This window comes from Halomonas sp., from assembly GCF_052095765.1.
GTDB lineage: Bacteria > Pseudomonadota > Gammaproteobacteria > Pseudomonadales > Halomonadaceae > Halomonas.
Genome location: NZ_JBQDJZ010000068.1, coordinates 1 through 15531, shown reverse-complemented (window position 1 = coordinate 15531; position 15531 = coordinate 1). Strand labels below are relative to the sequence as shown.

The window sequence follows — 15531 nt, the reverse complement described above, 5'->3', positions numbered from 1 at the left end:
CTCTACCAACTGAGCTAACCACCCGTCATGTGGCGAGGCATTCTACACGGGAACAGCCGGAAGTCAACGCGGTTTTTCATTTCAACGACAAATCAGGCAAAAAAGTTGTCACAGGTGGCTGAATAATCATCCGGGCTTTCATTGGTTTGCCCACGCTCACCGGCAAAAAACATCGATCAGGCGCTGGATCTTCAGCGAGAGCGACTCATGAAGGCAGCCGTTTCCTTGGCCGCGAGGCAGATCAGCTCCGCCTGACTCAGTCCACTAGCACGGCGCGGCTGCCAATCATGGTCGCCATCTTCTAGCCAGCGGACAGTGACACTGCCCGGCAGCGTATAGCCCTCCACCTCGGCACGGTTTCCGAATGGGTCCCGCGCCCCCTGAAGCACCAGCGTTGGGCACGAAAGCTGCCTCCAGTGATCGAGACGCAACTTGTCAGGCCTCCCCTTAGGGTGAAAAGGATAGCCACACAGCACCAGACCGGCAGCGCCATCACGCGCGGCTAGCATACTGGCCACTCGCCCACCCATGGACTTACCGCCGAGCCACAAAGGCGACTGCGAGACCTGCGACAGAATGTCGCATGCCGGCGTTAATTCACCCACCAGGCATTCAACTTTAGGCGGAGGTCGCCGCCGGCCTGTTTTACGCATCTCACGCAAATAGGCAAACTCCATGCCTATGGTTTGGACACCTTCCTCTGCCAAGGCACTGCGGTAAGCCAAAAGCATTTTGCTATCTAGGCCAGCCCCTGCACCATGGGTAATCAGCAGGCGTCCCGTGCGGGCTTGACCCTGAATGCTCAACGGTACGGCCAGCGAGCCCGCCGCATCAAAAACCACTTCACCAAAGACTGCCGGATCGTCCGAAAACAGCAGGTTTTCGAACGTATGTAATGCCCGTCCAGATAGCAAATATGAAACGTCAGTGGACAACAATTGGCTCTCCGAGTTCTCTATAGCTAGGGTATCAGTTCATGTTAGAGCAAGGCTGCGATAGAATTCACAGTGGTTTTTGACCTATATCAATCTGTGGGGCAGCACATCGGGGCAAAATTCACCGAGCTATCCCCCAACCGCGTTCGATGGGAACTTGATCATGAGCACAGCACTTGAACATCCGATCTATAACTACAAGGTAGTTCGGCAGTTCGCGATCATGACCGTTGTGTGGGGCATCGTGGGTATGACCTTCGGTGTTATCATTGCCTCACAACTGGTCTGGCCCGAACTCAACCTTGGACTCCCGTGGACGAGCTTTGGCCGTCTGCGCCCACTACATACCAACGCCGTTATCTTCGCCTTTGGCGGCAGTGCTCTTATCGGCACGTCACTTTATGTCGTACAGCGGACTTGCCAGGCACGGCTTTTCTCCGACAAGCTGGCAGCGTTTGTGTTCTGGGGCTGGCAGGCTGTTATTGTCTGCGTCGCTATCAGTCTGCCGCTGGGCTACACCACCACCAAAGAGTATGCTGAGCCGGAATGGCCTATCAGCATCATGATTGCTGTGGTATGGATTGCCTACGCTATCCTTTTTCTTGGCACGATCAAGGTGCGCAAGACCTCGCACATCTATGTCGCTAACTGGTTCTATGCTGCCTTTATTTTGACAATTGCAGTTCTGCACATCGTCAACAATGCGGCTATTCCCGTGTCGCCGATGTTCTCCAGCTCAATCTATGCAGGCTCAATCGATGCCATGGTGCAGTGGTGGTATGGCCACAACGCCGTTGGCTTCTTCCTCACCGCCGGCTTCTTGGGGATGATGTACTACTTTGTCCCCAAACAGGCTGAGCGTCCGATCTACTCCTATCGCCTGTCGATCGTACACTTCTGGGCACTGATCATGGTGTACATGTGGGCCGGTCCCCACCACCTGCACTACACCGCACTGCCCAACTGGACACAGTCGCTGGGCATGGTGCTCTCCATCATCCTGCTGGCACCCTCCTGGGGCGGCATGATCAACGGCATGATGACCCTTTCAGGTGCCTGGCATAAACTGCGCACCGACCCGATCCTGCGCTTCCTGATTGTGGCCCTGTCGTTCTACGGCATGTCCACCTTCGAAGGTCCAATGATGGCGGTGAAGACGGTCAATGCGTTGTCCCACTACACTGACTGGACCATCGGTCACGTTCACGCCGGTGCTCTGGGCTGGGTAGCCATGATCACCATTGGCTCCATGTACCACCTGATTCCGCGCATGTTTGGCCAGGTTCACATGTATTCCACCAACCTGATCTCAGCGCATTTCTGGCTGGCCACGATTGGTACCGTACTGTACATCGCCTCCATGTGGGTCAACGGCATCATGCAAGGCCTGATGTGGCGTGCAGTCAACCCCGACGGCACTCTGATGTACACCTTCGTCGAGTCCGTTGTCGCAAGTGGACCAGGATACATCGTGCGCTTGATCGGTGGCCTGTGCTGGCTGGTCGGCATGCTGATCATGGCCTACAACGTCTACATGACCACACGCCGCCAGCAGAGCATCAACCAGCCGCTGCCGCAGACTGCTTGAGCCAACAGGGAACGAGATTGCAATGAAACACGAAATTGTGGAGAAGAATGTCGGCTTGCTCGCCGTGCTGATTCTGGTGGTGATCAGTTTCGGCGGCCTAGCAGAGGTAGTGCCGCTGATGTTCCAGAAGAAGACAAACGACCCCGTCGAAGGTCTTGAGCCCTTGTCTGCCCTGCAGCTGGCTGGACGCGGCATCTATCGCCGGGAAGGCTGTGTTGGCTGTCACTCCCAGATGATTCGCCCCTTCCGCGCGGAAACCGAGCGCTACGGCCACTATAGCGTGGCCGGTGAGTCGGTGTATAACCACAACTTCTTGTGGGGCTCCAAGCGTACCGGGCCAGACCTGGCCCGTGTTGGCGGTCGCTACAGTGATGACTGGCACCGTGCCCACATGTACAACCCGCGCGATGTCGTGCCGGAGTCGATCATGCCGGCCTACCCGTGGCTGTTCGAAAATGTCATGGACGGTGATGACATAGCTAAAAAGATGCGCGTTCTACGTACTCTGGGCGTGCCATATACCGATGAGCAGATTGATGGGGCCAAAACGGAGGTCAAGGGTGAGACTGAAATCACCGCTCTGGTCGCATATCTGCAACAGCTGGGCACCGTTCTGAAGGATGCACGCTGAACATGGACACCGGAACAGTCCGCGGCATTGTCGTCATCGTCCTGATTGTCGCTTTTGTAACGCTCACAATATGGGCCTACTCTAAGCGGCGTAAACCAGGCTTCGACGAAGCGGCCAACCTGCCCTTCGCCGATGACGACAATCCACCCGACCGTGACAACAACGCCTCCCATGAGGCCGCATCCCGACATGACAAGGGAGAGAGGAACACATGAACAATTTTTGGGATGACTCCTTATCCGGATTCTGGAGCACCTGGATCATTGTCATTTCGCTGGGCGCCATTGCCATCAGCGCATGGCTCTTGTTTGCTAACAGAAAAACGGACAAGGCACCTGATGCTCAGGGCAACGTAGAGACCACAGGCCACGCGGCAGACGGTATCGAGGAGTATGACAACCCACTGCCACGCTGGTGGTTCTACCTGTATGTCGGCACGGTTATCTTTGCCTTAGGTTACCTGGTGCTCTATCCGGGCCTTGGCAACTTCACCGGCGTGTTGCGCTGGACCCAAGAAAACCAGTGGGAGCAGGAAGTCGCCTACGCCGATGAGCACTTCGCTCCCATCTTCCGGCAGTATCAGGAAGTGGCCATTCCGGAGCTGGCCAAGGATGACGAAGCCATGCAGGTAGCCGAGCGCATCTTCCTGAACAACTGCTCGGTCTGCCACGGTTCCAACGCTCAGGGTGGCTACGGCTTCCCCAACCTGACTGACGACAACTGGCTGTACGGTGGCACACCGGAAAACATCGTCATGTCGTTGAGCAACGGACGCAACGGCCTGATGCCTTCTTGGCAGCAGCTGGGCGAGGAGAACATCGAGAACCTGACCCAGCACGTACTGGCGCTGTCCGGCCATGAAGCGGATGAAGCCAAGGGTGCAGAAGGTGCCCAACTGTTCGCTTCTGTGTGTGCGGCTTGCCACATGCCTGATGGCACCGGCAACCCAGCACTTGGCGCACCCAACCTGACCAGTGACGTCTGGCTGTACCACAGGCCCGGTCAGGAGTTGGCAGATTCCATCCGTGAAACGCTGCGCAATGGCCGTAATGGCCACATGCCGGCACAAGCTGCCTACATTGGTGAAGACAAGGTTCACCTGGTAGCCGCTTATGTCTACAGCCTCAGTCAAAAGGACGACTGACACCAGACTTGAAATCGCCGGTCCGGCGCGTCAAAAAAGGGTGTGGCCAGCGGTCGCACCCTTTTTCGTTGCGCCCTGTGCTCGTTACAGCACAGAAAACAGTATAATGTGCACAACATATAGAAACAGGGCACCAGACCCTGCCAAAATTGACCTGTCGTCTGCCGTGAGCCTGCCATGAGCGATAAGATTCCGACACAAGATGTCACTCCGGATCCGGTGCAACAGCACCCTGCCGATGAAACAGTCACCAAGGAAATGTACGCCAGCCGCAAACACATCTATGTTCGCGAGATAAAAGGCCTGTTTCAGCGTATCCGGCGCGTGTCTAACTGGCTGCTAATGCTAGGGTTCTTTCTGTTGCCCTGGATTCCCTGGGGCGACCGTCCGGCGGTGTGGTTCGACCTACCGGGGCGCGAGTTCCACATTTTCAGCGCCACCTTCTACCCGCAGGAGTTCATGCTGCTGTCGTGGTTACTGATCATTTGTGCTTTTGGGCTATTCTTCATCACCGTATTCGCTGGCCGTGTATGGTGCGGCTATACCTGTCCGCAGAGCGTCTGGACCTTCCTCTACATCTGGCTTGAGCACCACATTGAGGGGCCACGCAACCGCCGTATCAAACTTGACAGGCGTAAGCTGGATGCCGACAAGCTCTGGCGCAAAGCATTCAAACATTTCTTGTGGTTGCTGATTGCCGCAGCTACCGGCATCACCTTCGTCGGCTACTTTACGCCGATCCGTGGTCTGGTCATGGACCTTCCTGCGCTTCAGGCCAATAGCTGGTCCTACTTCTGGGTCGGTTTTTTTACCCTGTTTACCTACCTTAACGCTGGCTGGCTGCGCGAGCAGGTGTGCATTTACATGTGTCCCTATGCCCGTTTCCAGGGCGTGATGTTCGACCGCGACACCCTTATCGTCTCCTATGACACCCGTCGTGGTGAGCCGCGTGGCCGACGCAAGAAAAATATTCCTCACAGCGAACTTGGGGCTGCTGGGCTCGGTGACTGTATCGACTGCGACCTATGCGTCCAGGTTTGTCCCACCGGCATCGACATCCGAGATGGCCTGCAGTATGAGTGCATCACCTGTGCCGCCTGTATCGATGCCTGTGACAGCGTGATGGACAAGATGGGCTACCCGCGTGGGCTGATCCGCTACACCACAGAAAACGCCCTTGAAGGCAAGCCGACACATATCTTCAGACCTCGTCTGGTGGGCTACTTGTTGGCCCTGCTGGTGATGATCGGACTGTTCTTCTGGGCCGTTAATGACCGCAGTGCGGTAGGCTTTGACGTTGAGCGTGATCGCAACCAGCTGTTCCGCGCCACCACCAGCGGCGAGATCGTCAACACCTATACCATCGTGGTGCGCAACCTCGACCAGAGCGACCATGTCTATCAGCTATCGGCTTCCGGTCTGCCAGGCATTGAGCTAAACACTAGCGAAGTCAGCGTACCTGCTGGCGCTTCGCGCCAGCTGATTATTGAAGCCAAGGCACCGGCTGACAGTATCAGCCAGCCCAGCCACGGCATCATCCTGCACATTGAAGCCACCGATGGCGACATCTATCTTGAGCGCGACAGCCGCTTCCTGGGAGGCACCCGTTAATGGAGACAAACACCAATGTCAGGCCTTGGTACAAGGAGTTCTGGCCATGGTTTCTGATGTCACTGCTGGCAGCATCCGTACTGTTCAGCCTGACCTTCCTGTTTTTCTCGATCCGCTATTACGATGGCAGTATCGCAGAGGACTATTACAAGGATGGACTGGCGATCAACACCCAACTGGCCAAGCAGAAGCACGCCCAGGAACTGGGCCTCAAGGCCAGCATGCTGGCTGACCCGCAAACCGGTGATATCGTGATTGACCTGGACGGCGAACGCCGGCCAGACCAGTTGGTACTGGAACTGATCTTCCCCACCGACGACGACCGTGATCAAACCCTGGTGCTGGAGCATGTGCACGAAGGCCGCTACGTCACCTCAATTGGCGCCCCCCTGCGCTATCGCTGGTATCTGCATCTGCAGCCAGAAACGGGCAAAGATGGCGAATGGCGCCTTACCGGTGAAGCCACTTTTCCGACGTCTGACTCCATCTCTCTGACGCCGGGTATTTGAGCGGCATCAATGACCGCAGCAACCGACCAATCAGCTTCCCAGGCACTCGACTGCTACCACTGTGGCAGCCGGGTGCCCAGAGGCGCCCCCTGGACCCTCCGCCTCGACGAGGTTGAGCATCCGTTATGCTGCCCAGGCTGCGAAGCCGTGGCACATGCCATCCTCCAGGGCGGCCTGGAAAGCTACTATCGCTACCGCACCGAGCTGCCTGAGCGGCCAGATGAACACCAGATCAACGCTGACACCTGGGCCATCTTCGATGATCCAGGGCTCCAGCAGCGCTTTATCCGCCACGAGCCCGACAGCAGCGGCATCAGCGTCACCCTGGCCGTCGATGGCATCACCTGCGCGGCCTGCGCCTGGCTGATCGAGCACCGTCTCAACGCCATGCCGGGCATTCTCTCAAGCGCCATCAACCTCAGTCACCACCGCCTACGGGTTGCCTGGGACCCTGAGCAACTATCGCTATCTCGCATCCTGGCTGAGCTGGCGGCTATCGGCTATCCCTCACAACCCTACGAGCCTGATGCCGCCCAGGTTCGCCTGCAGCGTGAAGAACGAATGAGCATCCGCCGCCTGATCGTGGCGGCGGCTGGCATGATGCAGGTCATGATGTTTTCAATCCCGCATTATTTTGCCGGCGACGACGGCATCAGCGCTGATTTCAACGCCCTGTTCCTGTGGCTAGCGTTTGCGCTGACCACGCCGGTGGTGCTGTTTTCAGCTCAACCTTTCTTTATCGGCGCGCTGCGCGATATCCGCAGCCGCCAGCTGGGCATGGATGTCCCAGTATCGCTGGCCATTGGCTCGGCCTATGTTGCCAGCGCCTGGGGCGTGCTGTTTGGCGGTGATATTTACTTCGATTCAGTGGTGATGTTCACCTTTTTCCTGCTGTTTGGCCGTTATGTGGAAATGCGCGCACGGCGCCACAGCGGTCGCATCGGTAATGCGCTGTCTCAGGTACTGCCACTCTCAGCCACCCTCATAAGCGACGATGGCCAGGAACGCATCCTTCCCTCCAGCGAACTGCACGAAGGCGATCTTGTGCTGGTCAAGCCCGGCCATGGTGTTCCAGCCGACGGCATTATCGAAACCGGTGAATCAAGCCTTGATGAGTCCATGCTCAGCGGCGAATACCTACCGGTTAATCGCGGCCCCGGCGACAGCGTGACCGGCGGTAGCCAAAACATTGCCAGCCCGCTGACTGTCCGGGTCACCCGCGCTGGTAAGGACGCCCGGGCAGCCAGCATCGTCGACCTGACCGACCGCGCCTTTGCCCACCGCCCCAGAATCGCCGAAAACACCGCACGGCTGGCGCACCACTTTGTGCTCCAGGTGCTGATTCTTTCAGTGGTCGTCGGTACTGTCTGGTGGTTTATCGACCCACAGCGCGCTTTCTGGGTAACGCTGTCGGTACTCGTCATCACCTGTCCCTGCGCGCTGGCTCTTGCCACGCCCACCGCGCTGACCGCTGCCCATGGTCAGCTGCGCCGCCGCGGTGTACTGATCACCCGCGCCGACGCGCTGGAAACCCTGTCACAACTGGATCGCGTGGTATTCGACAAGACCGGCACTCTGACCGCCGGCGAAATGACGCTGGTTGACGTTCAGCCCGCGAGTCTGGGCCATACGGTCAACGGCGGCAGTGGCGAGCGTAAGGGCGATGACAACGCTTTCGACAAAGAACAGCTAACACGTATCGCCGCCGCCCTGGAAACCCAGTCTGAGCACCCCATCGCCCGGGCCTTTAATCCCTGGCGCGATTATCGCCTGACGGCCGATGCGATCATCAATCATCCCGGCCAGGGTCTGGAAGGGCATCTACTCAACCGCCAGTGGCGGCTGGGCAAGCCTGAGTTCGCCGCCCCGGACCATGCCATTTCCGCACCCGATAGCGGCCAGTGGCTGCTGCTAAGCGAAGATTACCAGCCCCGGGCCTGGTTCAGGCTCAACGACAGGCTGCGGGATGACGCCGCCGAAACCGTTGCCGCACTCAACGCCCTGGGGCTTAGCGTTGAACTGCTATCGGGCGATACCAACGCCGCGGCCCAGGCCATGGCCGACCAGCTGGGTATTGAGCACTGGCGCGGTGGGGTCAGTCCGGAAGGTAAGCTTGACCACCTTCGCCAGCTGCAATCCGAAGGCCAACACGTGGCCATGGTCGGCGACGGCATCAATGACGTCCCCGTACTGGCTGGTGCCGACGTCGCCATTGCCATGAACAGCGCCACCGATCTGGCACGCACCCGCGCCGATGCAGTGCTGCTGGGGCCTCGTCTGATGCGTATTGTCGAGGCTATTGTGGTCAGTCGCACCACTCGGCGTATCATCAAGCAGAATCTCACCTGGGCGCTGGTCTATAATATAGGCGCCTTGCCACTGGCCATGATGGGCTTTGTCACACCCTGGATCGCCGCCATTGGCATGTCGGCAAGCTCCCTGGTCGTGGTCGGTAACGCCCTGCGTCTGACCCGCCAGACTCCACTGCCACGGGAGGTGGCGTCACTTTCGGATACCCCCGCCGCATGATTATTCTGTATTTACTGATTCCGCTGACCCTGATCCTACTCGCCTTTGCGCTCTGGGCTTTCTTCTGGGCGGTAAAAAACGACCAGTTCGATGACCTGGAAGGCCCAGCCTACCGGATACTCTTCGATGACGACGAAAACGACCTCCCGCTGGACCAGCGCACCCGGCACACACCAAATACCGCGCCGGACGAAAAGATTGAACAGGGCGAACAACCCGACCCGATCTCTGAGGAAAAAGACCGCTAATGGACCCCACCGGACTGAACCTGCCGCCACTGCTGGCCGCTTTCGTTTTCGGCCTGCTCGGTGGTGCCCACTGTATCGGCATGTGTGGCGGCATCATGGGCGCGCTGAGCATGGCTGTGCCGCCCAGCATGCGCAGCCCGGCGCGAATGACTGGCCTATTACTGGGCTATAACCTGGGGCGCATCTCCAGCTATATGATTGCCGGCACCCTGGTCGCCTCACTTGGCACGCTGATCGGCGTGGCGCCGGGGGCACGTGTGGCGCTACAGCTGCTGGCATCGGTCATGATGATCCTGATGGCGCTGTATATTGCCGACTGGTGGAAAGGGCTAACCCGCGTTGAAGCCATGGGGCGCTATCTGTGGCGCTACCTGGAGCCGATTGGCCGCCAGCTGATGCCGGTAGTCAGCCTTCCTAAGGCCGTGCTGATGGGCAGCATCTGGGGCTGGCTGCCCTGCGGGCTGGTGTATTCCATGCTCAGCTGGAGCCTGGCTGTCGGTGAGCCGCTAGAGGGCGCCATGCTGATGGGCGCCTTTGGGCTGGGCACCCTGCCGGCACTGCTAGCCACCGGCTTTGCGGCACGTCAGCTAACCCTCCTGATGCGCCACCGAGCAACGCGCTGGATCGCCGCCCTGACAATTATCGGCTTCGCGCTCTGGCAACTTTGGCAGCTGTTTGCCAACGGCCATCACGGCTAGCCTGTATTTCCTCCAGTTGATCCAGCTCAACTCACCGACTTCCAGAACCGCTAGCATGGCCAGACCGCCTCTTATGGAGCCTTGGCATGCCTGTCGGTCAAACCGCCATCTTCAACCTGCTATTAGCTGACACCCGACCCCCGAGGCATGCCGCCGCCTCAGCCGCCTACAGCGACAGCCTGTTTACAGCAAACCTGCAAGCCAGCAACCTGTTGGCCCGCCCGCTATCTGTCAATATCAGCATTCCGTTCTGCCGTCACCGCTGCCATCACTGTATGCACACCTTGCTTGACGGCTCCAGCGCGCACCACCTCTCGCAGTACCTCACGCGCCTTGACCAGCACATGGCACAGCTCGCACGGCAGCTTGATGAGGCCCGCGAGGTGCAACAGCTGCACTGGAGTGGCGGCAACCCCGCACTTCTTTCTTTGGACCAGATGAGCGCCCTTGTCGATTACATAACGGCGCACCTCACGCTGGCCAGCGACGCTGGGCTCGACTTCAGCGTTGACCTAGACCCGCGTGATGCCAGCCTGTTAATGCTTCGTCACCTGCAGGCGCTGGGTGTCAACCGTATCAACCTCAGCGTTGTCGAACTCGACCCCGAGATCCAGCTGCGCATCGGTCGCATCCAGCCACGCCACCTGCTGGAGCCGCTTATCGATGAAGCCCAGCGCCTCGGCATGCGTTCATTCGGCCTGGATCTATGGATTGGACTGCCCGGCCAGACCGAAAAGCGCCTGACCAGAACCTTGCACCGGCTCATCGAGCTGGCGCCCTCCGGGATGAGGCTATTTGATTTTGACTACGATCCGACCCGCTTCCCTGCCCAGGCAGCGCTGATACCCCCCTCCGCCAACAATGCCAGACGCCTGCACGAGACTGCGCGAAACGTCCTCAACGATGCCGGTTACACGGCCGTCACAGCGGAACTTCCCCACCTCAGACAGCCCGTCCCATTGTGCAGGATCTATGCCCGCGAAGGAGCAGCGCTGGAGGATGCGCTTGAACTACAGCGACGCCGGCTGGCCTGCGACCAGCTGGGTATCGAGCCGGATGACGGCAACCTGCGCACAGAGCTGACACCTGGCCGAACATGAATTATCCGGCAGGCAGGCCAAGGTGCCTTGATCCAGCGTAGGAAACCGCCATAATAGGCCCAGAGCCAAATTCAAGGAGGGCGGCATGTCGGACATTGCAGCCGGCTGGCGGCGTTCACTCTTGCAAGAGACACGCTGCCAGACCTGCAGCCTCAGCTCACTGTGCCTGCCACTGGCGCTGGAGCTTGAGGACATGGATCAGTTTGACGCCATCATACGTCGTCGATCGCCACTAAAAAGAGGCGAGGCGCTGTTCCATCAGAACGACAGCTTCAGCAGCGTATATGCGGTGCGCTCAGGCAGCCTCAAGCAGGTCACCACAGAGGGCAGCGGCGACGACCAGCTGACCAATTTTTACCTGCCCAGCGAGCTGATAGGTTTGGATGGTATCGACGAGCAATCCTACCTGGGCACGGTGATCGCACTGGAAACCACCACCGTCTGCGAGATCCCCTTTGACCGGTTGGACAGCCTCTCGGAAAACCTTCCTGAACTGCGTACCCAGCTTTTCCGCAGCATGAGCAAAGAAATGCGCGACGATCGTCGCATGATGCGCCTGCTATCCCGCAAGACGGCCGACCAGCGCCTAGCCACCTTCCTGGTAGGACTCTCCGACCGCTTTCGCCGACGCGGCTACTCACCCTTCAGCTTCCGCCTGTCCATGTCGCGTGCCGACATCGGCAACTACCTTGGCCTCGCGGTGGAAACAGTCAGCCGAATCCTCAGCCGTTTTCAGCAGCAGGGACTGGTTTCGGTGTCGGGACGCGAAGTCAACATCCTCGACTTTGAGACCCTAGTTGATGTGGCCGAGCAGGAAAGCTGCCGCTAGGGCAGCGCAGCCCTTCTTCCGGCGACCCGGGCGGCAGGCTGCTGGCTGATTTAAAGTGCCTGATGAATATCAATACGCCCTTCGCGCATTCTGGCCTGTTTGTCTTCCAGGCCAGCAAAATCAAACAGCTCCCGATCGGCCAACTGCGAGGGGGCCACGTTGGTAACGGCCTTGAACATGCTGTCCAGTCGCCCGGGGTGGTTGCGCTCCCAGTCGTTGAGCATGTCCTTGATCACCTGGCGCTGCAAATTGGGCTGGGAACCACACAGGTTGCAGGGAATGATCGGGAAGTCCATACGCCGCGAGAACTCGATGATGTCGGCTTCATGACAGTAAGCCAGCGGACGGATCACCACGTTCCTGCCATCATCAGACAGCAGCTTGGGCGGCATGGCCTTGAGCTTGCCGCCAAAAAACATGTTCAGGAACAGCGTTTCAAGGATGTCTTCACGGTGATGCCCCAAGGCAATCTTGTTGGCACCGATCTGCTCGGCAAAGCCATAGAGCGAGCCACGCCTGAGCCGTGAGCACAACGCACAGGTGGTCTTACCTTCAGGAGTTTTTTCTTTCACCACCGAATAGGTATCACGCTCAAGGATGTGATACTCAACGCCGGTGCCATCAAGATAGTCAGGCAGCACATGCTCGGGGAAACCCGGCTGTTTCTGGTCCATGTTGACAGCCACCAGCGAAAAGTTCACCGGCGCATTGCGCTGCAGGCTGCGCAGAATCTCCAGCATGGTATAGCTGTCCTTGCCACCGGACAGACACACCATCACCCTGTCACCTTCATTGATCATACGGTAATCAATAATGGCGTTGCCCACCTGCCGTCTCAGCCGCTTGTGCAGCTTGTTGAACTCACGACGGGCTTTGGCCGCCTCATCGTTTGCCTCAGGCTGATGGCTTACTGGGGATTGGGCGAATAGTTCACGCCTATCACTCACCCCATCCGCAGACGGTGAGTGACGACGAGGATCAAAAATAGCGGCATCTTGCATGGTCGGGGCGCTGCCAGTGCTTCAGAAGTTGACGGCTGGCTATCCTACCACTGCTGCACGCCGTGTTCGAAACTCGATTGCAAAACCCGAGCTCGAAACCTGGGCGACACGGCGCACAACAGCCAAACTTTTTTCACCCTGCTCCAAAAGACCGTGCTAGGAATACTCCAGGTGAAAGCGGTGCGACAGACGTTGTTTGAGCTCCTTGACGATATGCAGCGACTCGCGCAACAGGTCACGCTCAAGCGATGAAAGCTCCTGGGTCTGTAGCAGGTTGGTTGGCAGCGGTTCACCGTCAACCTTGGCCTTGGCCAACTGCTGGTTGAGCCGCAGCTCGATAAACAGTGACAACGCTTCACCCAGGTCTTCGGCGAAGCGTGCATCCAGGCGCTCCGCTTCTACCAGGGCGTCCAGCCGATCCATGGTCGAGGTCGCTTCAATACGGCTCTCTAGTGCCATCACCCTAACACCATGCACAATTGGGAAGATGCCGCCTTTCTTAATATCAATACCGTGACGCGACTTCTTGAGCGAACCGAACAGGCTCAACGGCGTGGCAAACCCCAGTGCTGGGCGCGCCAGCGTCGATAGCAACAGCTGGTCGCCGGCACAGCACTCGAACAACCAGTGGCGCAGGCGATCAACCAGGGCTGAATTACCAGCAACACCGCTGGCATCGAGCAGGATAACCAGCTTCATCAAACTGTCGCCGTCACGCTTTTCAGCCCAGTAAGCGACGCGCTTGCGCCATTCACTCTCGGTGCCACGCCACTCGGGGTTGGACACCATGATATCGCCAGGACAAGGTGGATAGCCCAGCTCTATCAGCGTCTCAGTAACCCGCTGCATGGTGCTTTCCAGCTCAGGCCACACCAGGCTATCTTCGATGATCAGTCCGTTATCCTGATCGGTCTTGAGAATCTGCTCGCCGCGCCCCTCACTTCCCATCACCATCAGGCAGGCACCATGGTCATACTCATTACCAACCACAAAACTCCAGGCCTTGTTCATGATACGACCGTTGAGCGCGGCCAGCAGGCCTGTGGCAAAACGCAGCTTGGTGCCCTGGCTCATCAGCGCCCTGACCAGCTCTTCCTGACGATGACTGGCCGCCACTAGCGCTTCTAGACTGTCAGCCTGCTCTACCTGCAGGGCAATGGCGTGACTGCGACTGGAGAAATAGTCCAACACATCGGTCAGTTCAACCACACCGACAGCCTGAGAGTTGTTGAGCACCACCACCCGCGATACCTGGTGGCGCGTCATACTGACCAGCGCTTCAAACAGGTACTGACCAGGCGTCACCGACACCAGGTCATAGTTGGCTACCTCTCTCACCGCTACCTGCTGCTCAAGCCCCTGTAGCACTAGGGCGTTGAGCAGGTCGGTTTTGGTCACCACGCCGGGGCCCTGCTCACCGCTGACCAGCAGACTGTCGGCATGACTCTTGTCCAGACAGCGCACCGCATCGGCAATGCTGGCATCCGGCGCAAGACTGATGGGGTCGCGCATACAGTCGCTCACCTGCGCCAGCATAAAACCGGTCATGCCCACGCCGCCCTCATTGCGATGCGCGGTAATCAGGCGTGCCTTTTCCGAAAGGCGCAGACGAAAATAGTTGGCAAATTCGAGCGAGGCATCGCATAGCGATAGGAACAGCATAGCAGGCAACAGATAGCAGCCGCTGTCCTGCCGGGCTCGGAATTCATAGCGGCTGGTACCATTAAAAACACTGATCGCTCCGAAGGTATCACCTTCACGAAAGCGGCCGATATGGGCATCGGCGCCGGAGCGCGCCGGATCCAGCTCAGTTATCTCGCCGTGCTGGACTATATAGACATACTCACCTGGCGCGCCACTTTCGAGAACAACCGTGCCCGCCAAGTATTCTGCCAGCGATACATTAGTGCATAACTTCTGCTGCTCCTGCTCGTTAAGCAGGCTGAATGGTACCCGGGAGAGGTCGATCTCGACCATGGCCAGAACCCTCTTGATGGGGCGTTATCTCGAGCAACAATGTCGAGCACCTCCCCAGTATCGTAGGGGCCGAGAGCACAACCCATCGGCCCCACCTGAGCTCAGGTTAGCAAAGGATGCATACCATCAAGTATCTAGACCATGGTTCTAGCTGCGGCACATACCGGGCACTGCCCAGCACAACTGGCGGCCCGATAAACCCTAGACAATCGTCCTAGATAGCACCCTTTGACTGAGTGACCAGCCTGAATGTAACAAGCTAACCCTTTGTTTTAACAATGTTTAAAAATCACACGCTATTAAGATAAAACTAATGATACGAAAGTATGGGATTCTATTTTTGCGGTTTTTGCTCAGCATTACGCTTGAGACAGGCTTTGTAACAACGTCACAACAACCGTAATGGAAGCCTGGGAAAAATCAGTAACTCTCACTTACCTGCTTCACCTTGCTGAGCCCGAACACAGCTGATCAGACACTTGGATTTTCAGCTGAAACGCCAACGGCTTCAGGCGCAGGATGACAATTCAACAACACGCGGGGCATACCATTCATGGCAGATGAACAAACACCCAAAGTGGAATCCAACGACTACTGGAAGTCCAACGTCAGGCTTATTTTTGGATGCCTGATTGTATGGGCGCTAGTTTCATACGGTTTCGCCATCTTATTGCGCCCCCCCCAGTGTCAGGATGAGTGTCGCACCCTCTGATACCCTGTTCTTATAAACC

14 protein-coding genes and 1 pseudogene are annotated in these 15531 nt (G+C 58.0%); 12 read left to right on the top strand and 3 right to left on the bottom strand.

Going from position 1 to position 15531, the window contains the following annotated elements; all coding sequences use genetic code 11:
* Window positions 1–191: 191 nt before the first annotated feature.
* Window positions 192–935, bottom strand: coding sequence for an alpha/beta family hydrolase (locus ACTH3D_RS09555; protein ID WP_441666845.1), 744 nt, complete (start codon window positions 933–935; stop codon window positions 192–194).
* A gap of 163 nt (window positions 936–1098) precedes the next feature.
* Between ACTH3D_RS09555 and ccoN the strand changes: the two genes are divergently transcribed.
* The 11 genes from ccoN to fnr all read left to right on the top strand — a co-directional run bounded on the left by ccoN (window position 1099) and on the right by fnr (window position 11822).
* A complete protein-coding gene (gene ccoN / locus ACTH3D_RS09550) occupies window positions 1099–2523 on the top strand; it encodes a cytochrome-c oxidase, cbb3-type subunit I (RefSeq protein WP_441666843.1) in 1425 nt (474 codons plus the stop codon).
* A gap of 22 nt (window positions 2524–2545) precedes the next feature.
* Window positions 2546–3154 (top strand): cytochrome-c oxidase, cbb3-type subunit II, encoded by a 609-nt coding sequence (gene ccoO / locus ACTH3D_RS09545; protein ID WP_441666842.1) that lies wholly within the window; start codon window positions 2546–2548, stop codon window positions 3152–3154.
* A gap of 2 nt (window positions 3155–3156) precedes the next feature.
* Entirely contained in the window at window positions 3157–3369 is a 213-nt protein-coding gene (locus ACTH3D_RS09540; RefSeq protein WP_441666841.1) for a cbb3-type cytochrome oxidase subunit 3, read from the top strand.
* Window positions 3366–4298 carry a cytochrome-c oxidase, cbb3-type subunit III gene (gene ccoP / locus ACTH3D_RS09535; protein WP_441666840.1) on the top strand — a complete coding sequence of 311 codons (933 nt, stop codon included), beginning with the start codon at window positions 3366–3368 and terminating at the stop codon, window positions 4296–4298. The genes ACTH3D_RS09540 and ccoP overlap by 4 nt, the downstream gene beginning before the upstream one ends.
* Window positions 4299–4475: 177 nt before the next feature.
* Complete coding sequence (gene ccoG / locus ACTH3D_RS09530; RefSeq protein ID WP_441666839.1) at window positions 4476–5909, top strand: cytochrome c oxidase accessory protein CcoG; 1434 nt, start codon at window positions 4476–4478, stop codon at window positions 5907–5909.
* Complete coding sequence (locus tag ACTH3D_RS09525) at window positions 5909–6418, top strand: FixH family protein (protein ID WP_441666838.1); 510 nt, start codon at window positions 5909–5911, stop codon at window positions 6416–6418. The genes ccoG and ACTH3D_RS09525 overlap by 1 nt, the downstream gene beginning before the upstream one ends.
* Window positions 6419–6427: 9 nt before the next feature.
* Window positions 6428–8947 (top strand): heavy metal translocating P-type ATPase, encoded by a 2520-nt coding sequence (locus tag ACTH3D_RS09520; RefSeq protein ID WP_441666837.1) that lies wholly within the window; start codon window positions 6428–6430, stop codon window positions 8945–8947.
* Window positions 8944–9195, top strand: a complete 252-nt coding sequence (gene ccoS / locus ACTH3D_RS09515; RefSeq protein WP_441666836.1) for a cbb3-type cytochrome oxidase assembly protein CcoS — start codon at window positions 8944–8946, stop codon at window positions 9193–9195. The genes ACTH3D_RS09520 and ccoS overlap by 4 nt, the downstream gene beginning before the upstream one ends.
* A complete protein-coding gene (locus ACTH3D_RS09510; protein WP_441666835.1) occupies window positions 9195–9893 on the top strand; it encodes a sulfite exporter TauE/SafE family protein in 699 nt (232 codons plus the stop codon). The genes ccoS and ACTH3D_RS09510 overlap by 1 nt, the downstream gene beginning before the upstream one ends.
* Window positions 9894–9979: 86 nt before the next feature.
* On the top strand, window positions 9980–10993 hold the full coding sequence (locus ACTH3D_RS09505) for a radical SAM protein (RefSeq protein WP_441666834.1): 1014 nt from the start codon (window positions 9980–9982) through the stop codon (window positions 10991–10993).
* 85 nt (window positions 10994–11078) lie between these two features.
* Window positions 11079–11822 (top strand): fumarate/nitrate reduction transcriptional regulator Fnr, encoded by a 744-nt coding sequence (gene fnr / locus ACTH3D_RS09500; protein WP_441666833.1) that lies wholly within the window; start codon window positions 11079–11081, stop codon window positions 11820–11822.
* A 50-nt stretch (window positions 11823–11872) separates the two neighbouring features.
* Here the strand turns inward: fnr and ttcA are convergent, their stop codons facing one another.
* The gene (gene ttcA, locus ACTH3D_RS09495) at window positions 11873–12823 is read right to left on the bottom strand and encodes a tRNA 2-thiocytidine(32) synthetase TtcA (RefSeq protein WP_441666832.1); all 951 of its coding nucleotides are present in this window, start codon (window positions 12821–12823) and stop codon (window positions 11873–11875) included.
* A gap of 156 nt (window positions 12824–12979) precedes the next feature.
* The gene (locus ACTH3D_RS09490) at window positions 12980–14800 is read right to left on the bottom strand and encodes a putative nucleotidyltransferase substrate binding domain-containing protein (RefSeq protein ID WP_441666831.1); all 1821 of its coding nucleotides are present in this window, start codon (window positions 14798–14800) and stop codon (window positions 12980–12982) included.
* Window positions 14801–15353: 553 nt separating this feature from the next.
* On the opposite strand from ACTH3D_RS09490, the pseudogene ACTH3D_RS09485 reads away from it, so the two are divergent.
* Window positions 15354–15479, top strand: a pseudogene (locus tag ACTH3D_RS09485) (sodium/substrate symporter small subunit); the annotation flags it as partial.
* Between the last annotated feature and the right edge of the window lie 52 nt (window positions 15480–15531).